The organism is Mesorhizobium sp. L48C026A00, from assembly GCF_000502375.1.
GTDB classification, from domain to species: domain Bacteria; phylum Pseudomonadota; class Alphaproteobacteria; order Rhizobiales; family Rhizobiaceae; genus Mesorhizobium; species Mesorhizobium muleiense.
Window position 1 is genome coordinate 160,848 of the sequence record NZ_AYWU01000010.1, and the last position, 18,166, is coordinate 179,013.

The following is an 18,166-nucleotide window of genomic DNA, read 5'->3' on the forward strand; positions in this document are numbered from 1 at the left end:
AATGCAGGGTACGCGACAGCCATCTAGTCCCAAAGCACGCATCCGGGATGTGCATGGGTCCGCTCACTCGCCCGGATCGTTGACCACGGCCCAACCGTCATCGGGATTGAACGCCGTGATCTTTTCGGCGAGCGCCGCCGTATCGGGCCCGAGATCCTTTTCGTAGACTGTGCCGTACTGGTTTACGACGAAGGTCATGATGCCTGTGCGGTCGTATTCGGCAGGCATCGCGATCAGCCCAAAGCCGGCGATCATGTTGCCGTTGATGACGTAGTCGTACTGGCCGCCGGCGACGTTAGCGCCTTGACCGTTCAATATGCGGTAGCGGTATCCGAAATAGCCGTCCTCGGCGGCCGTCGCCAACTCGGCCTGGCTGATCAGCGAACCGAACGGGCTTTCCGGCACGCCGTCGCCGGGTTCCCAATAGAGCCCGTCATATGTTTCAGGCGTGCTGATCAACTTCTGAGCATATTCGCCGACGCCATCCTCGTCCCAGTCGGTTTCCTTGTAATCCTCCTGGGCCTCGACATAGGCGCGCAGGTTGGCGACGGTGGTCAGCTCGTTCTCGCCGATCCTGCGGTTTATGACTTCTTCCAGCCCGGCGATGGTATCGAACGCCCATTTGCCCTCTGTCTGCACGACAGGGAATGGAAACGGCCATACCTGGTTACCAAGAAGAAGCGAGCGGCGGTCGGTTGCCAGTTCCTTGACGGCGATGCCCTTCGCCGCCTCTTCGCGGATTTCCGGAAAGCTCGCCTCCACTTCCTTCGACTTCAGCACTTCGCTGGGCGACAGTCCGAGAAGCGAGGCGACGGCCTCCTTGTCATCTTCCTCCAGCGCTTTGCGGAACGCCTCGACGAGTTCGTCGACTGTTGCGAACGGCGTGGGCGTCTCGCCGATGAAGGCATCGAAATCCTGCGTGGTGCTGGTCTGTGCTTCCTGGGCGCCGCCGGCCGAAAGTGCGGGAACGCCGAGCGAAAGTGCGAGAGTTGCGGTAATGAGGTATCGGATCATGATCATGTTCCTGAAATAAACCGGATGTCGCACACGATACGGCAGTTGCTACCGGCGTCCTCCGCCTCGTCCGCCTCCGCCTCGTCCGCCTCCGCCCCCTCCTCTTCCACCTCTGCTCTGCACCTGGCGATGGCCGCCACCCCGGCTATAGGCACCGCGGTTCGAATGGTTGGTCGCAACCCTGCCAGGTCGCGGATTCCCCATCGCCGACGGCTTGCGCGGACGATTGTCGGCGCGCGCAGCCGGCTTTTTCCTGGAGGACTTTTTCTGAGCGACTTTCTTCGCCGCAGGTTTGTTGGCCGCCGGTTTCGCCTTCCTGTGCTGGTCCGAGACGCGTTTTGCATCGGGCCGCTTGGTCCCCGACTTCGGCAGCTTGGCCTGCGGCCGGTCCTTCAAACCTTCGGCGACGTTTTCGCGGACATCCTTGCCCTTGAGGTCATGCGCGCGCGCCTGGAGCTTGCCGGCTTCAGTGCGCTTGCCCGGTCCCACCCGGTCCTTGGCCTTGCGGGCAACGTTGTTGAAGTCCTTGCTCTTCAGGTTCTGCTTGAGCTTGTCGCGGTCGATGTTCGCGTTCTTCAGATTGATCTTGCCGCGGTCGATGTTCTTGAGGTCGAGGTCCTTCAGTCTGTCGATGTCGATGTTGTCGATGTCGATATTGTCGAAATCGATATCGATGTTGTCGCCGATATCGACGTCGAGATCCACGTCGCCGCCCCAGGTTCCCCAGTCGTCCCAGTCGACCACTGCGGCCCACATCGCACCGGTAGCAAGCGCGGCCCAGTAGGGCGCTGTCGGATAGTAATAGGAGGGGTACGGGTCGTAGACGATCGGGTCGCCTGCTATGACGTAGTCGGGCTCGTACAGCATTTCGGGGGGATAGGTCGGGATATAGACGGTCTGCGGATCGGCAGACCTGATCACGACATTATCGCCTTCGCTGACAACCTGCACCTGCTCGGTCGTCTTCAAGTAGTCCTTGGCGACCGCCTCGTCGCGTAACTGCTGGATGGCGACAAGCAGGTCCTTCTGCTGGTTGGCGGCCGCGTCCCCCAACTGCTCGGTCCACTCCAGATCGTCGTTCATCATCTTCACGATCTCGGGATAATTGAGCAGCGAGATCACGCTGCCATCCCATTTGTCGCTCGGCTCGAGGTCGGGAGACCTCGCCTTTTCGTCGAGAAAGCGGGCCGCCTGCACGATCTGCAACGGATAGAGCGACGCCGCGATGGTGAGCGCGACGAGATCGTCAGGATAAAGCGCGATCGGCGCGGTCAGAACCTTCAACTCGTCGAGCGTGAGAGGAGCAGGCTCCTCGGTGGCGGCGGCCGGTTCGCTGTCGACCGCCGGTCGGGGAGTGGGCGTGGGCGTTTGTGCGTAGGCTGGCGCACCCACCGCCGGCGAAAGCATCAGGAGGGCCGCAAGGCCGACTGAAACGAGGCCGAACCTGGAACAATGGGTCATCTGGCTGCTCCTACGGTAGCGATCGCCGAGCTATTTCTTTTGCACGGTGTTGAAAGTGTCGACGTAGCTCCGCCCAACCGCGCGGACGGCGCGACCTATGTCGTCATGGATATCGTCCTGGAGATTGACGAAGGAGACACGCACGCTCCAGTTGGGAGCATCGAAACCCCCGCCATTGAGCAGCACGATCGAGTGGTTTTCCGCCAGGCGATAGACCAGGTCCAGTAGATGAACGTTCTTCTTCAGCCACGTAACCATTTCCTCGCCTTGGTATTTGCGCAGCCAGAACTCGAAATCGAGGGTTCCGCAGTACGCCGCAGAATTCGCGTTGGGCTGAACATCCAGAGGCGGTCCTTGCGCGTCCGATCTGCATCGGTCGGGCATTCCGGCCGCGCCACCGCTGTCGGAGCCTTCGCGAATATGGCTTGCATTGGAAACCGTTTGCGCGGCATCGATATGGTTTAACCGGTCACGCGGGGTGAGCCGTCGCTTCAAGCTCGGAACAGAGCCAAACTCACTGGAAAATTGATGCGCCACAGGAACACCCCTTCAATGGCCCTCAACTCTCTACTGTCAAACTACTTTCTCGCGCAGTTTTTAGACACACCATAATTAAAATAAGCTTTGAATTATCGTCCCTCCGCGCTCGCTCACGTCTGTTGTTAAATGTAACCATAGTAGTAGTCTACGTTAAAAAAAAATCGAGACTTCAATAACATAGCGATGCAGTTGTTCCATGATAACACCTTGAAATAAGGCACGCAAGGGTGTATTGTACGACTTCAAATTAACTGAAATTGCAATCAGCGATTTCATTAGGATAATTATCATACAATTTAGCTTAGCGGCGGAAGCAATCGGAGAACTTCTGGCCGCTTGTTCCAGTATTGAACCTGCAACAGGAGGGTATCGTGGTAGAATGGGTTCGTGAGCACGCTTCGCAGCTGTCCTGAAATCTTGACCTTCATGTCTCTAGCCATTTGCTATTATTTCTGCCCCTTTATGGATGAAGATCTCGGATTAAGAGCGGTGACAGCGACCCCCATTGCAGCCGTCATCGTTGGGCAGCTTGGGATCACGATTTCTCCGTCGCTGAAGGCGCTGCTGGCAGGACTGGTTGTCGGGCATCTGCGTATGCGCTTCCCTCTCTTCGGTGGGGCCGGGACTGTACCTCCGGCACTACCTGCTCCGTATGAACCCCATACTGCTCCTCGGAGGACTGGCTGGGGCGCAGACCATGACCGCCGGCATGGCGGCGGTGCAGGACCGCTCGGGTAGCCCGGTTGCCGTCCTTGGCTATACGCCGGCGGTTCCATCGGCCATATCCTGCTCACAACCTGGGGGACGGTGATCGTGGGCGTGACGGCGAAGTGAAATCCGACCTGAGAAAGGGACTTCGGTGGCAGTAGGATTACCCGGCAAGCCCCGATCGCGGCAGTTGAGACGCAGCTTCTTTTATGCGCTCGTGCAGCAGCTTCGCGTGGTCTGGCCGATCTTCTCCGGCATCCTTCTCGCCATGGCGGGATGCGGGCTGATCATCGGGCGTATTGAAAATTGGCGCGTCGACGAAGCTCTGTACTTCACCTTCGTGACGGGTCTTACGATCGGCTACGGCGATTTCTCGCCGCAGCACCTTCTGACGCGGTTACTGGCGATAGCAATCGGTTTTGCCGGCATAGTGATGACAGGCCTCATTGCGGCGGTCGCCGTGCAGGCGCTGAGGGCGGCTGACAGCAATCTCCTGAATGAGGCTGGAAATGGGCCCCTTGATCAAAGAGATCCGTAGCAACGTCGTTCTCTGGCTTTTGGCGTTTGTTCCGGTGGTCTTCGTCGTCCGGCAATTGGAGCCGGAAGCGCACACGCTGCTCTTTGTGCTCTCTGTGCTGGCGATTGTACCGCTGGCCACCTTGCTGAGCGCGGCTACCGAGTCGGTCGCGTCCAAGACGGGCGATACGGTCGGCGGGCTGCTGAATGCCACGTTGGGAAACCTGACGGAACTGGTCATTGCGCTGGCTGCGCTGCAAGCCGGCCAGTACACGTTGGTGAAGGCTTCTATCGCCGGAGCAATCGTCGCCAATACTCTGTTCATGTTGGGCGCCTCGTTCCTGCTAGGCGGTATCAAGTATCATGTGCAGGAGTACAACAGAGTCAGCGCCAGGCTGCAAACCAGCCTGCTGTTCCTCGCTACGATCGCGATGGTGACACCGTCCATGGTGGCGCAAGTCGATTCCGTTGCCACGTCCGCGTTCACCCAGCAGTTGAGCGTTGGATTGTCGGTGCTGCTCATCGGCGCCTACGCGATGGGCCTGGTCTTCTCGCTGAAGACCCATCGAGAACTTTTCAGCGGAACAGCCCATGCGGAAGACGGCGAAGCGTGGCCGATGGGCCTGGCCCTCGGAACGTTGGCAGCGGTGACATTGCTTGTTGCTCTGGTAAGCGAAGTGTTCGTCGAGTCGGTGCAGGAGGCTGCGGTCGCGTTCGGCATGACCCCCGCCTTCGTGGGTTTCATCGTCGTTGCGTTGGTGGGCGGTTCCGCCGAGATGGCGGCGGCGTTTGCCGGCGCGCGAAGGAACCGGCTGGACCTGAGCGTGGGCATCGCGCTTGGGGCCGCATCGCAGATCGCGCTTTTCGTTGCCCCGATGATGGTGCTCCTCAGCTATGTCATCGGCCCTGCTCCGATGGACCTTCTGTTCTGGCCGGGCGCGGTCGTCATGGTGCTTATTGCCACGATAACGGCGTTCCTGATGACCAATGGCGGACGTTCCGCATGGTTCGTCGGAGTGCTGCTGCTGATGGTCTATCTGATCTTCGCCATGACGATCTACCTTCTACCGCCGCAAATCTAGGCAGGTGGGTGGAGCGTGGTTCCGTCACGGCGAATACCAGAGATGAACACCAAAGGATGGGCTGACCGCAGGTTTGGGCGCGCCAGGAGCGGACTTGGAGAACATGACGTGAGAAAGATAGGCGAGCGGCGTTGGGAGGGCAGATAATGGATTCGGACGGTTCGCGTCCCCGCGTCCATCCTCGTCAGGATCTCACCCGCGTGACGCTGGCGGTGCTGTTCATCGGCAGTCTTCTCATCGCCAGCGTCTGGGTGATGCAGCCGTTTCTGCCGGCGATCGTGTGGGCCACGACGTTGGTGCTTGCCACCTGGCCGCTCATGCTCTGGTTGCAGCGCCATACCGGCAACCGCCGCGGCCTTGCCGTCCTGATCATGACGCTGACCTTGCTGCTGCTTGTGATCGTGCCCTTCTGGCTGGCGCTCAGCACGGTCATCGCGAACATCGACAAGGTTGGCGACCTGGTCCGGACTATCCTGTCGATGCGACTGCCACCGCCACCCAGCTGGCTGGAGGGAGTGCCCCTGGTTGGAGCACGCGCTGCCGAAGCGTGGCAGAAACTGAACTCGGCGGGCGCTCAGGAACTGGTCCAAAGACTGACCCCTTATGCCGGAACGCTGACCTACTGGTTCGCGTCCGCCACCGGAAATTTGGGTGGCATGTTCATACATTTCCTGCTGACGACCGCGATTGCCGCGATCATGTATTCGGGCGGTGAACGGGCCGCCGCCACCGCAATTCTCTTCGGTCGCCGGCTGGGCGGCGTTCGTGGAGAGACCGCGGTAAAGCTAGCCGGCCAGGCGATCCGAAGTGTGGCCTTAGGCGTAGTGGTTACCGCCGTTGCGCAAAGCGCTGTAGCGGGTATCGGGCTGGCCGTGGCCGGCGTGCCCTATGCCGCCGTGCTCATGGCATTGATCTTCATTTTGTGTCTGATCCAGCTCGGTCCGGTCCTGGTAATGGCTCCGGCAGTAATCTGGATGTATTATTCGGGCGACACGCTTTGGGCGACGGTGTTGCTGGCCTTTACCATCGTCGCCGCGACGATGGATCAATTTATTCGCCCTGTTCTCATCCGCAGAGGCGCCGACTTGCCTATGCTGCTTATCCTGGCCGGGGTCATCGGCGGCCTGGTAGCGTTTGGCATACTGGGCATTTTCATAGGCCCGACGGTTCTGGCGGTCGCCTACACGCTGCTCAATGCGTGGATGGCGGATGGCGATGATAGAGAACCTCCTGGGGAAACGCGATGAAGCCGGCACGCGTTGCTGCTTTTAAGCTAGGCGGCAGCGCCGCGAGCCAAATCGGCTAGTAGGGTGGACTCAATGCGCACGCCCGGCAGTTCACCCTCCAAGCGCTATAGTCGTAACTACCAAGACGCTACCGATTGCCGCCATGGCCAGAGCCATCGGCCAAGGGCTTCTGCCCATATATTTGCAGAGCCGTGCGCCGATCAAAAACAGCATGGCTACGGCTACCGCGTTCGACGCGCGCATCGCCGTCGGCAGATCGTCGATGAACAGGAACGGCATGCTGGGTGGAAGCGTCGATAGGATGACCAGCAAGCAGATTGAAACTGCAGCTCTGACAGCCCGAATGTTCACAATGCGGCGATTGTCGGATGCTGGAAGAGATCTGATGCGCGTGACGATACTTTCGGCGTCGGCCTCGGATGTGACCAGGCGGACGTCCTTCGGCAACTCGGAGAGGAAGACGCGCCGCGCCTCTGCCAGGGGCATGACGCGGATGGCCTCAAGGAAATTTAGGCGCTTCACCCGCTCCACAGCTGTCGTCAAGGCAAACATGACGCCGTCGACAATTCCCCAAGCGAGGTTGCAGCCCAGGGCAGCCAACAGCACGGCCCCACCTTGTCGCCTTCGCCAACCGCTCATGGTGCCTGTGAAGGAAAGCGCCATCAATAGTCCGAAAATTACCTCCGACAGACGGTCAATGGGGTCGAGCACGGGTCTAACGGAATCGGGACCGTTCATGGCAGGACAACCGGCACATGACAACACTTGAGCAATCGCACCTTACAGCAAGCGATTTCCGTTTGGAGGCTAATTCCGCTTGCCGAGTTCCCGTGCTTTGGGCAGAGGCGAACGAGTGGCTCCGCTTCAGCATCGTGGCGCGGCGGTGTAGAACCTGTCCCATAGCGCATCCTTTGATTCGGATGGCAATGATGCGCCATTAAAGTCCGGGAGGCCCATGCCGCGCGCGGCCAGGGCGAAGATGATAGCCCCGAGCGCGACCGCCCACCATCTCGCCGTAAAGTCGGCTGACGCGGGGATTCCGGTCGCGACATAGAAGCCTGGCAGAATCGCCAGGCCGAAGAGCAGCACGCGCTTGGCCGGTGCTCGAAAGGATATCGAATAACATACCAGCCGACGATCCCGAGCACCCATACGATCTCGCCGACTGAACTCGCTTCCATGCTCAATCTAGCTCACCGGCGCCCTTTCGGCGGTATGGACGTCTTGAGGAGGCGCGGGTGCCTCGACATTCTCGATCTGCTAACGGGGGGCCGTTGCCGCGGGGGCGTTTCCGGATTCAACCCCCGGCGGGCCGGTATAGCCGATCGCATTCGGCCCGCCATTCATCTGTCGAAGCTTTGTGATGAAATCACGCGGCATAAGCCAGATACCTGGCGTCTTGTAGCCCATGAAGCTTGCGATGTCGGCCACGAAGGCGTTGCAATTGTAGAGCGACGCGTGCCAGAGCGGCGACTTGGCCTGCAGCTTGCGTATATATGCCACGACCCTCCTGTATTCAGGTTCGGTAAGCGGAACTGTCCAGCTCGCCGACCGGTAGGCGATTTCCAGATCGCCGTCGGTCCATCCGGTCGAGGCCGGCATCGGCGCGAGATGGCCGAGCATATAGATATTGGGATCGTTGGATTTCGGCGCGAGCCCGGCGACTTCGGCATTGATCATCTTTCCCGATTTGTCCATGCGCCCGAAAATCACGAAGGAGTGCCCGTATGTATAGGCGTAGCGGGAGCGGAACTCGATGAAGTACCGGCCTTCTGCTGAATTCACCGTGCTCGTCGGCGCCCCGGCAGCCGCTAGGGTCCGATCATCGGACGTGAAATTCAGTTGAGGTTTATTCTGCGATTGCGATTGGCATGATGCCGCCGCGAGCGCGAGCAGGGCCACGGACAGTGAACGGCCACTTACAAGCGTCATTTCATTCCCGAACTCCGAGGAGCGCAGATCAAAAGCGGGGTCCTGCCCGCCACTGCCGACCTCACGACCGAGCCGAAGAGTCGCCCGATCCGGATTGCTGGCTGATGGGAAAGGCCAGCGGCTCTTTCCCCATCCCGACCTGGGCCGGTTTACTTGTACACGGGCGCCGGTGCAGGCTCTTCGACGACGACAGGCGGCGGAGCCTTCCCCTTCCCCTTCCCTTTGCCGATGTCCATATTTGCGCAGCCGCTTAGGCTGGCGACGGCGAGCGCCGCAACCACTGCGATTAGAATTCTGCTCATCACATATTCCCCTCGGGCGAATCGGTTCAAGCTACAACACGCAAACTAACGGGGGACTACACCGCAGCTAGTGCAGGAAAGACACACCTAGCCAGTTTAACTGTCGGTTGATGGTTGGGAGAGGCATCCTGTCGGGTTCCGTTGCAAAATTGGGCTGTGTTGCAAAGTTTTCGGTAACCAGGCGCATGGCATGGCCTCTGGTGTTTCGCCGGAGAGTTCAGATGTTCAAGGGCCGCCATTTCGACTAGTCCGTCATTCTGCTTTGCGTTCGCTGGTATCTGGCCTACGGCTTGAGCCTTCGCGATTTGAAGGAAATGATGGCCGAGCGCGGCATCGGTATCGATCATTCGGCGATCCACCGCTGGGTCATTCACTTCTCGCCCTTGCTGCTGAAAGGCTTCAATCGGCGCAACTGTGCCGTCAGCGGAAGGTGGCATATCGACGAAACCTATATCAAGGTTCGCGGCCGCTGGATGTATCTCTATCGCGCCATCGACAGCGTCGGCGACACCGTCGAGTTCTGGTTCAGCGAACATCGTGATCTGCCGGCGGCCAAACGCTTCCTGCGCAAGGCGTTGCAGCGTCACGGCCACCCCGAGCGCATCGTCATCGACGGCAGCCAGACGAATCGCGAGGCGATCCTTTCCTGTGACGCGGAAAGCCGGCTGCGGGATCGGTCGCGGTGGCAGCTCAAGCCGATCCGCATCCGAAAGAGCCAGTACCTCAACAACCGCATCGAGCAGGATCACCGGCGCATCAACTGCCGTGTGCGGCCTATGCTCGGTTTCAAACTTGGCAAGCGCTATCGCCAGGCTGGGCGGGATCGAGATGATCCACATGATGCGAAAACGACAGGCGAGGTACGCCTTCAATCCAAATCCGCCATCGCCGAGCAATTCGAAATCATCGCCGTCGCGTGAGGCTGGGGTCGTTCCCAGAGTTTCTATTGCCAGACGACAATTTTGCAACGGAACCGTTCAGATCATTGCTGCACCCTCACCACGGGCGCCATTGCCGCGCGAGCGGCTTAGTCCAAGGGTCAATTCTTCCGGTCTGCGAACAGGAAGGACGCGCCATTTCTTGACATTGCCGGCGCTTCTCCGAAGCTGACCTTCCCCGAGGCAAGAGCATGGGCAAGTCCTGACCTCAGAGCAGGCATCCTCTCGAGAAGCGCGATGCTCGTCGTCCGGCCACCCGTTCCACGCCGATATCTCCGTTTCAGCGGCCTCTTCCAAAGAGATTCCGCCTACTCCATCGATTTGGGATATAGTTGGGAGAACAGGGCAGCCCCCCGCAGCCGAAAAGGAGAAGGGGCGTGGACATCGCGAAATGGCTACGGAGCCTCGGCCTGCAGCAATACGAGCAGGCTTTTCGCGACAACGACATTGAAGCTGAAACGCTTCCCCAGCTCACGGCCGACGATCTCGTGCTCGCCGCTATCGCCGCCCTGCGCGCGAATTCGGATACAGCGGCCACCTCGACCACGCGATCCCTGGCGGCGATCTCAGGGACAGCCCCGCCGCTTCCAGAGGCTGAGCGGCGGCAGGTAACGGTCATGTTCGTTGACGTCGTCGGCTCGACGGCACTCGCAGGCCGCCTAGATCCGGAGGACATGCGCGAGATCATCGGAACCTACCATCGCTGCGTCGCCAGACTGAACCGAAATTCCTGGAGTAGGATACAGTTAAGTACCTTCCTTGCCGAGGAGTTACACCCTAGCTAGACTAGGTTGAGAACCCATAACTGACATCGGCAAGGTCGCTCGATTGTTGAGCGCTGGCAAAGCGGCGTGAAAAAGCCCTCGATTGTTGCAATCCAACGCCTCGACGTGGTCGCAGGCCTGACGGCCTCAGCCGTCGTCCTGCCAAAGGCGATGGCCTACGCGACGGTTGCGGGCCTGCCGGTGAGTGTCGGACTTTACACGGCCTTCGTGCCGATGATCGTCTACGCGTTGCTTGGCACATCGCGCGTCCTGAGTGTAAGCTCTACGACCACCCTTGCGATCCTCGCTGGGACACAGCTCGGGCTCGCAGTTCCGGACGGTGATCCGGATAAGCTGATCACGGCAACTGCGACGCTCACCGCGCTGACCGGAGCCCTGCTGATCGGGGCCTCAGTGCTTCGCCTCGGGTTCGTCGCCAATTTCATTTCGTCTCCCGTTCTGACCGGCTTCAAGGCCGGTATCGGTCTTGTGATCGTACTCGATCAGGTGCCGAAGCTGCTCGGCGTGCACATTGCGAAGGAAGGCTTCCTCCGCGACATTCTGAGTGTGGCGCACCATTTACCCAACACGTCGCTGCTCACTCTGACCATCGCCATCGCGGCAATACTGGCGCTGTTGGCGATGGAGCGGCTCTGGCCCCATTCGCCGGCTCCCCTCGTAGCGGTGAGCGCGGGGATTGGGCTCTCATGGTTCGTCGGTTTGGATTCTGTGGGCGTCGCGATTGTGGGGTTCATCCCACAGTCGCTCCCGTCGATCACCCTACCGACTCTCAGCCTCGTCCAGCAACTCTTGCCGGGCGCGCTCGGCATCGCATTGATGAGCTTCACTGAATCGATCGCCGCTGGGCGAGCCTTCGCCGCCCCCGCCGAGCCACTCATCAAGGCCGACCGCGAGCTTCTTGCAACAGGGGCCGCCAACTTGGCGGGTGCGTTGTTCGGCGCCATGCCGGCGGGCGGTGGTACTTCCCAGACTGCCGTGGTCCGCGCGGTCGGAGGACAAACGCAGAAGGCATCTCTCGTCACGGCCTGTGCCGCGGCGGCCACCATGCTGCTCCTGGCCCCGCTGCTCAGCCTGTTGCCTCAGGCTGTGCTGGCGGCAATCGTGATCGTCTACTCGATCGGACTGATCAAGCCGGCCGAGTTCGTGTCGATCCGCAAGGTACGGCGAATGGAGTTTCGATGGGCGCTGGCGGCCTTCCTTGGCGTACTTGCCTTCGGCACGCTGCAGGGCATCGTCGTGGCGATCGTTCTGTCGCTCGTTGGCTTGGCCAGTCAATCGGCCAACCCAAATGTCTACGTGATCGGCCGCAAGCGGGGCACCGACGTAATCCGTCCGTTGTCACCCGAGCACCCGGACGATGAGACATTCGAGGGCATGCTTATCCTCCGGCCGGAGGGACGGCTCTTCTTCGCCAATGCCCAACGGGTCGCGGATCAGATCCAGGCCCTGGTCGTCGAGCACAAGCCGCGCGTCCTCGCGCTCGACATGAGCCGGGTCTTCGACATCGAGTATTCCGCCCTCCAGATGATAATGGAGGGTGAACGCCGCATAACCGAGCAAGGAATGACGTGTTGGATATTGGCGCTGAACCCCAGCGTACTCGAATACATCCGGGCCTCTGGCTTCGCCGATCGACTAGGACCCGAGCGTCTATTCTCCAGCGTACGGGGAGCGATCCAGCACTATACGACGAGTTTCAATCAAAACTAGGCACCCATTGGCGCTCGGTCGTGAGCCACCTCTCGGTGGGCGTGAATATGACTGGGGATCCTGCCGTGAAGAGCGGTCGGATGGAACTTCGCTGATCATCCCATGTACTCTGTCAGGCGCGAGACAGGCAGCATTGGCTTGGCTCGAAGGAAGGCACGTGCGAAGACCGGGCATTCAGCCGGCCACAGCCGGTGTCCTAGCTGAGATAGTAGGTCAAAGAATAAGACTACATTCCTCAAAGATCAGTGTTGCAAGTCATATGCTTGACCCGTCGATCGTAGTTGCTCAAGTGTTTTTCCTGCGCAACTTCCCGACCCGTCTCCGCCCACCGGATCGGCCTTGCCGCTTACAGTTATGGTGCCGGCCTGCCTGTCTGGCGAAATATAGACGGCAACCCCGTCTTGGCCAATTGTGGACAAATAGAAAGCACGATGCAGGCCGCTAACCTCGCAATGTACTAAGAAAGGAAAGTCATCAAATGATCCCTCGCTGGCATGCGCGATGGCCGCTAACTGCGACAACGCAGTGGCGGCGAAAGTTGCTCTTATGACCATACCACGCGCCTTCACGCGAGGATTCCGCCAAGACGCGACATATGCCATTTGATTGGACCCCACTTTGCTCGCCGTTATTTTTGATGCCGGTTGTGACGGTGGTGTGGACAACCACGCTATTCCCACATCTGCTCTATGAGTGGCTCTTCCCAAACCAAGTTTCGCGCATAAAGTGTCATCTGGCAAGTTTAGGCTCAGCGCAGAAGTCCGTCACCCAACTAAGGACTCAGACCGGCACTTCACCCTTACACAGCCAGACGGGCGGATGCGGACCCGAGCGCCACCAACTTCTTACTGAGGGGCGGCGCGCCGACGTTCTTTGGATTCTGTGTTGCGTGCGTGTATCTTGTGGTCCTGCCCAGGGTCAACGACAGGAGGGTCATACGACTGACGGCAAGACCATGCGGGCTCTTCGATTTGTCGGGTATCAGAAGCCCTTTGAGGTTTGCGACGTACCAATTCCGGAGGCTGGGCCAGGCTCTGTACGCGGGTGGAGATTACCGGGAAGAATGCGCCGTTCATAAGATGGCACGGGACGCGGCAAGTGGATTAGTCACTGAACTGGTTCAAGGTTCCGCAACCCGTCGCTGACTAGCTGCAGCGTGGCGATCAGGCGCTTGTATTCCTCGATGATATCAGTCGAGAAATGCGCGAGTTGGACTGCATCGCCCCAATGGTGTGACGCTTCCCACGCAATCATGTCGCGGCAAAGCTCAATCTGTTGCTCGCGGATTGCTATTCGGTCGGCATTGGTTGGACGCAAGCGCCATGCTCCCGATCAAGAGCCGCCGGCTACGCGCTCGGCTATTGCGAACGCCTGCAGGTTCTTGACCTTGCCGTGGTCCTGATCGGCGGTTGCAATAATCGAGAAGAACGCCGCGCAGGCGATATCCTTCATTGACGCGTTCGGATGCGCTTTCATTGCCGCCTTGGTCAATTGCTTGGGCGTCATGTCTGGCGTCACGACCCGCATCAGGGTGTCGGCAATAGCCTGCATCTCGCCCGCTTCCACAGCAAAACTCCACTTGGCGACGCCAAGCATATTAGCAGGATTGCGGGGAAACCCCATCAACCAAAGTTTGGTCCGTCAAGTATACAATCGCCGCGTCTTCCGGAGGCCACAGCCGGGCCAGCGATCTCCATGCAGCGGGGCCGGTCACTTCCAGAAGGGGCGGGTCTCGTCGAGGCTTCCCCACAAGGTTTTTGCGCCAGCCCAACCAAATTCGGCGCGCGCCTGACTCGCTCCGATCACCCATCCGATGGCGCGTTGCGCGGCCGCATCGCCGGCGCCGGGCGCTTCCGCTCCCGTCAACATGGCTCTGACGACCGCCGCGTCGTTCAGGTCGCCGAAGACTGCCTGAAGTTTCTTCAATTGCTTCAGGAACGGTTCAGCACGTTTCGCCGGGTACAAGGGAGAGAAGAACTCAACCGCATAGCGCAGCTTCTTTAGTTCCTTGCGCAACTCGTGGCGCTGCTCCACATCGAGAGTCTCCAGTCCACGTGCGTGCTTGCTAACTTTCTTCCAGCGCTTGCTGAGTGCCTTGCCAGCCAACTCGACGACCGGCGCTGCAAGCCGCTCGGTCTGGCCAAAATCTTGAGGAACGAGCCAGCCTCGCGCCTCCACGAAAGGCGCCAGGTCGTCAGGAACGCCTGCACGCGCGCGTCGGGGAGAACCTTGCGAAGGTGATCGTGCAGTCCCCCAGCCTGCCTCGAGAGAGCAGCGGCAAGGGGCGGCAGACCCGGTTCATCCGCGTGGGCCTCGGCCTCCCGCCGTACGATATTGTTCGCCACCATATCGATATCCCTGAGACGCCCGACCTCCTGGCCAAGCCAGCGGGCTTCCATGCTGAGCCGCGTCATTTCCGGGCTCTTCAGAACGGAAGCGCAGACAGAGAACGCGCTTCGCAATCGGCGCAGGCCGATCCGCAACTGGTGCGGCCCTTCGGGATCGTCCAGCTCCCGGATCACCACGACATTCGTGGCGACCTGATCGAGGCACTCGCGAAGGACGTCGCGTGCCGCCTGCTCGGCGATCTGAGCCCGATCGAGTGCAACGTCCTCGGCATTGCGGGGCGCGAGAGGCGGGTCGATCCATCCCTGTTCCGCGAGCAGATAGCCGCGCGCCGCCTTGGAAAGGCGGGAGAACCTCAGGCCCCCCTCAGGAACCAGTAGATGTGCAATGTCGAACAGTCCGCCCAGGCTGTCCTCAATGAGTTCGATCTCGAGTTCACGCAACTCGGCCGAGCGCCCCCCGGCGTGGATTTCGCCGATGTCTATTGCCAGTTCCGCACGCGTGCCGTCCTCAAGGGACAACTCGCTGGCGGAACGCCTGATCACGGTCTCGCAGACGAACTCAAGCGGCGCGCCGTTCACGCGGCGAACGACTTCCTCTCGGACCGCTGCGTCCGGAATCGCTTCGAGAAACAGCCGCCCGCCCGGAGCCGGGTTCTCCACCTCGCCAACCTGCGACAGACCGCCATGCTGCTCTGGCTTGGTCTTGACGGTCTGTATCCAACGCCGCCCGTCGCGCCGGAGTCTGAGCGCAATTCCTGCCTTCTTCAGCGCATGATCAGGGGTGTCGAGATAGATGCTTCTGAGTGTCCTGGTTTTCGGGCGGCCAGTAACCAGCTTCAACGCCTTCGCGCGCGCGCCCAGTTGGCTCGACGTCAGTTCGTCGAGGAGAAATTTTAGCTCGATCTCGCTCATTGGCCGAGTGTTGTCAGGCCCGGTACAAGGCTATAGAGTAGCTGAAACTAATAAAATAGCTATGCCAGCTAAGGATTCAACCCGGTGGGCTTGCGCCTTCCCGTGCTTACGAGCCTTTCCGGTTATCAACCGGGCTGGGTGCGGAGCGATGTCTCTGCCGGGCTTGCAGTTGCCGCGGTTGGGCTTCCCAGTGCCATCGCCTATCCTGCGATAGCGGGCCTGCCGCCTGAGACCGGCATCTACGCGAGCATCGCGCCGCTGGTTGCCTACGCGATCTTTGGCCCCTCGCGTCAGCTCATAGTCGGTCCGGACGCGGCTACGATGACGGTGCTTGCGGCGGTTTTGGTCGCCGTTACCGCGAGCGTGCCAGTCGGGCTCGAAGTGGAGCGAACTGCGATCGCAGCAATCCTCGCGCTTGGCGTCGGTTTGTTTTGCCTGGCGGCGTGGGTGCTTCGGCTCGGCGTTCTTGCAACCTTCCTGTCGCGTCCCATCCTGACGGGGTTCTTCATCGGCATCTCGCTTTCGATCCTGATCGGCCAAATCGGTCGCTTCACCGGAGTCAAGGTCGAGGCGGAAGGCCTGCTCGCACCGGTCCTCGAACTTCTGCGCAAGGCCGGATCGATACATTGGCCGTCTCTTCTGCTGGCCTTGGGGATGTTCGGTTTGTTGCAGATCGCGCGGGCCATGCGTTTTCCGGTTCCCGGGCCAGTGCTGGTCGTGGTCCTCTCCGTAGTGCTTTCGGCCGTTTTCGACTTTGAAGGACGCGGCATCGCCGTAGTCGGCGATATTCCGACAGGGTTGCCCTCGTTGTCGTTGCCAGCGATCGCTGACCTTCCGATCCAGACATTGGCCCTCGGCGCCGCGGCGATCTTCCTCGTGAGCTACGGCGCCGGCATCATTACGGCCCGCAGCTTTGGGGCAATAGGCGGCTACCCGGTCGATCCGAACCGCGAACTCATCGGATTTAGCGCTGCGAACATAGGGGCGGGCCTTTTCGGCGCCTTCCCGGTGACGGCCTCCGACTCGCGCACGGCGGTCAACCTTACCGTTGGCGGACGCTCGCAGGTGACGAGCATCGTGGCTGCCGCGACCCTGATCGCGACACTGCTGTTTCTCGGTCCGACCCTAAGGATTATCCCGATCCCTGCGCTCGGGGCGATTCTTGCGGCTACTGCAATCAGCCTGATAGATCTCGCCGCCCTTAGGCAGATTTGGCGCATCAGCCGCATGGAGTTCGTCTTCGCCCTCATTGCGATGTGGGGTCCGATCGGTCTGGGCGTCCTTAACGGGGTTGTCATCGCGATCGGCGCGACGCTGGTCTATGTTTTGCGCAAGCTGATGTTTCCCCGCGACGCTATGCTCGGCCGTGTTCCAGGCCATGACGGTTTCTACAAACTGCATCGAACGCCCGAGGCCCGTCAGGTACCCGGCCTCGCCGTATGCCTCATTCAAGGCAGCCTGCTGTTCTTCAACACCGACTACGTCGCATCGCGGCTGCGGTCCATTGCCGAGGAATTGCCGGCAGACACACGCTGGCTGCTGATTGATGCAAGTGCAATTTCCCAGATCGACAGCTCGGCAGCGGCAATGCTGGAGGAGCTATGTGACGAATTGCGCAATCGCGGGATCAGGCTTGGCGTAGCGGAGCTTCACGCCGAAGCGCGCGATATCCTTGTTCGCGCCGGCGTGATCGAGCGCATTGGCTCCGACATGGTCTTCGACATTCTCGAAGAGGCGTATCATGCGTTCGAGGCCCAAGCGTGACAGTTCAGGGACTCTCCTGCTGTCACCCAACTGTCATTTTAATGGCTGCGTGCCAGTGGAGCGGAGGAAGACATGATTAAGAAGAATAGAGACAGGGCGGCGGCTACGATATCCGAACCGGCGGAGGAAGCGAAATCGGGAGGAAAAAAATATGCGAAGGAACTCGCCCGGTTGCATGTTGAGCTTGCCCACCTTCAGGCCTGGGTGAAGAAGTCTGGTGCCCGCATCGCGATCATTTTCGAGGGCCGTGACGCCGCCGGGAAAGGCGGCGTGATCAAGCGCCTGACCGAGCGGGTCAGCCCACGAGTGTTCCGCGTCGTCGCCCTGCCGGCTCCGACCGATCGAGAGAAGACCCAGATCTACATGCAGCGCTACATCCAGCACCTGCCCGCCGGAGGCGAGATCGTGATATTCGACCGCTCCTGGTACAACCGTCCTGGCGTCGAACGCGTCATGGGTTTCTGTAGCGACAAGCAGGCGCGGCGCTTTCTCGAACAGGCGCCGACGTTTGAAACCGCCCTGGTCGAAAGCGGCATAACGCTGCTCAAATACTTCCTCGATGTGAGTGAGGAAGAACAGGAGCGGCGTTTCCGACAGCGGGCCGACGACCCCCTTCGACAGTGGAAACTGAGCCCGATGGATGTCGAATCGTACAACCGCTGGTGGGATTACACCCGCGCTTACGACGAGATGATCCGTGCAACAGACACAAGGCATGCGCCCTGGTGGATTGTGCCGTCAAACGACAAGAAGCGCGCGCGCATCAACTGCATTTCGCACATTCTGAGCTCCATCCCCTATGAGCGCGTCGAGTTCGAAAAACCTAACTTCAGCAAACGCCAGAAGCGGCCCGACAACTTCGTGGACGATGCAACTCCGCGCAACCTGGTGCCGGACGTGTTCTGAC

General features: G+C 60.2%; 16 protein-coding genes and 3 pseudogenes. 9 read left to right on the plus strand and 10 right to left on the minus strand.

Annotated features, from left to right (window positions below; all coding sequences use genetic code 11):
- Positions 1-63: 63 nt before the first annotated feature.
- Genes X738_RS60990 through X738_RS88735 form a run of 3 tightly spaced genes read right to left on the minus strand, consistent with a single transcriptional unit; the run spans position 64 to position 3,012 of the window.
- On the minus strand, positions 64-1,014 hold the full coding sequence (locus X738_RS60990; RefSeq protein ID WP_031255263.1) for a DUF2950 domain-containing protein: 951 nt from the start codon (positions 1,012-1,014) through the stop codon (positions 64-66).
- Between the two features lie 48 nt (positions 1,015-1,062).
- Complete coding sequence (locus tag X738_RS60995; RefSeq protein WP_023799916.1) at positions 1,063-2,475, minus strand: DUF3300 domain-containing protein; 1,413 nt, start codon at positions 2,473-2,475, stop codon at positions 1,063-1,065.
- Positions 2,476-2,505: 30 nt separating this feature from the next.
- Positions 2,506-3,012 (minus strand): hypothetical protein, encoded by a 507-nt coding sequence (locus X738_RS88735; RefSeq protein WP_198032833.1) that lies wholly within the window; start codon positions 3,010-3,012, stop codon positions 2,506-2,508.
- A gap of 616 nt (positions 3,013-3,628) precedes the next feature.
- On the opposite strand from X738_RS88735, the gene X738_RS89085 reads away from it, so the two are divergent.
- From X738_RS89085 to ydiK, 4 genes are all read left to right on the plus strand, one after another.
- Positions 3,629-3,826, plus strand: coding sequence for a hypothetical protein (locus tag X738_RS89085; protein ID WP_373420421.1), 198 nt, complete (start codon positions 3,629-3,631; stop codon positions 3,824-3,826).
- Positions 3,827-3,955: 129 nt separating this feature from the next.
- Entirely contained in the window at positions 3,956-4,261 is a 306-nt protein-coding gene (locus X738_RS61005) for a potassium channel family protein (RefSeq protein WP_306454962.1), read from the plus strand.
- Positions 4,233-5,321 carry a calcium/proton exchanger gene (cax, locus tag X738_RS61010; RefSeq protein WP_031255267.1) on the plus strand — a complete coding sequence of 363 codons (1,089 nt, stop codon included), beginning with the start codon at positions 4,233-4,235 and terminating at the stop codon, positions 5,319-5,321. Before X738_RS61005 ends, cax begins: the two co-directional genes overlap by 29 nt.
- A gap of 146 nt (positions 5,322-5,467) precedes the next feature.
- Positions 5,468-6,568 carry an AI-2E family transporter YdiK gene (gene ydiK / locus X738_RS61015; RefSeq protein ID WP_023799920.1) on the plus strand — a complete coding sequence of 367 codons (1,101 nt, stop codon included), beginning with the start codon at positions 5,468-5,470 and terminating at the stop codon, positions 6,566-6,568.
- A gap of 90 nt (positions 6,569-6,658) precedes the next feature.
- On the opposite strand, the gene X738_RS61020 is transcribed toward ydiK, so the two are convergent.
- From X738_RS61020 to X738_RS61035, 4 genes and pseudogenes are all read right to left on the minus strand, one after another.
- Positions 6,659-7,306, minus strand: coding sequence for a VIT1/CCC1 transporter family protein (locus X738_RS61020; RefSeq protein ID WP_023799921.1), 648 nt, complete (start codon positions 7,304-7,306; stop codon positions 6,659-6,661).
- 228 nt (positions 7,307-7,534) lie between these two features.
- Positions 7,535-7,749, minus strand: a pseudogene (locus tag X738_RS87115) (protein-S-isoprenylcysteine O-methyltransferase); the annotation flags it as partial.
- A 79-nt stretch (positions 7,750-7,828) separates the two neighbouring features.
- On the minus strand, positions 7,829-8,500 hold the full coding sequence (locus tag X738_RS61030; RefSeq protein ID WP_031255272.1) for a hypothetical protein: 672 nt from the start codon (positions 8,498-8,500) through the stop codon (positions 7,829-7,831).
- Between the two features lie 149 nt (positions 8,501-8,649).
- A complete protein-coding gene (locus X738_RS61035; protein WP_023799924.1) occupies positions 8,650-8,802 on the minus strand; it encodes a hypothetical protein in 153 nt (50 codons plus the stop codon).
- A 254-nt stretch (positions 8,803-9,056) separates the two neighbouring features.
- Between X738_RS61035 and X738_RS61040 the strand changes: the two are divergent.
- The 3 genes and pseudogenes from X738_RS61040 (at position 9,057) to X738_RS61050 (ending at position 12,235) form a co-directional block, all read left to right on the plus strand.
- Positions 9,057-9,722, plus strand: a pseudogene (locus X738_RS61040) (IS6 family transposase).
- 395 nt (positions 9,723-10,117) lie between these two features.
- The gene (locus tag X738_RS61045) at positions 10,118-10,525 is read left to right on the plus strand and encodes an SAM domain-containing protein (protein ID WP_023799926.1); all 408 of its coding nucleotides are present in this window, start codon (positions 10,118-10,120) and stop codon (positions 10,523-10,525) included.
- 66 nt (positions 10,526-10,591) lie between these two features.
- On the plus strand, positions 10,592-12,235 hold the full coding sequence (locus X738_RS61050) for a SulP family inorganic anion transporter (RefSeq protein ID WP_023799927.1): 1,644 nt from the start codon (positions 10,592-10,594) through the stop codon (positions 12,233-12,235).
- 1,107 nt (positions 12,236-13,342) lie between these two features.
- Here the strand turns inward: X738_RS61050 and X738_RS84845 are convergent.
- From X738_RS84845 to X738_RS61060, 3 genes and pseudogenes are all read right to left on the minus strand, one after another.
- Entirely contained in the window at positions 13,343-13,552 is a 210-nt protein-coding gene (locus X738_RS84845) for a hypothetical protein (RefSeq protein ID WP_023799928.1), read from the minus strand.
- A gap of 15 nt (positions 13,553-13,567) precedes the next feature.
- Entirely contained in the window at positions 13,568-13,831 is a 264-nt protein-coding gene (locus tag X738_RS61055) for a hypothetical protein (RefSeq protein ID WP_023799929.1), read from the minus strand.
- Between the two features lie 114 nt (positions 13,832-13,945).
- Positions 13,946-15,495: pseudogene (locus tag X738_RS61060) on the minus strand (CYTH and CHAD domain-containing protein).
- 84 nt (positions 15,496-15,579) lie between these two features.
- On the opposite strand from X738_RS61060, the gene X738_RS61065 reads away from it, so the two are divergent.
- Complete coding sequence (locus X738_RS61065; protein ID WP_023799932.1) at positions 15,580-17,259, plus strand: SulP family inorganic anion transporter; 1,680 nt, start codon at positions 15,580-15,582, stop codon at positions 17,257-17,259.
- A 72-nt stretch (positions 17,260-17,331) separates the two neighbouring features.
- Complete coding sequence (ppk2, locus tag X738_RS61070) at positions 17,332-18,165, plus strand: polyphosphate kinase 2 (RefSeq protein WP_023799933.1); 834 nt, start codon at positions 17,332-17,334, stop codon at positions 18,163-18,165.
- Position 18,166 lies beyond the last annotated feature (1 nt).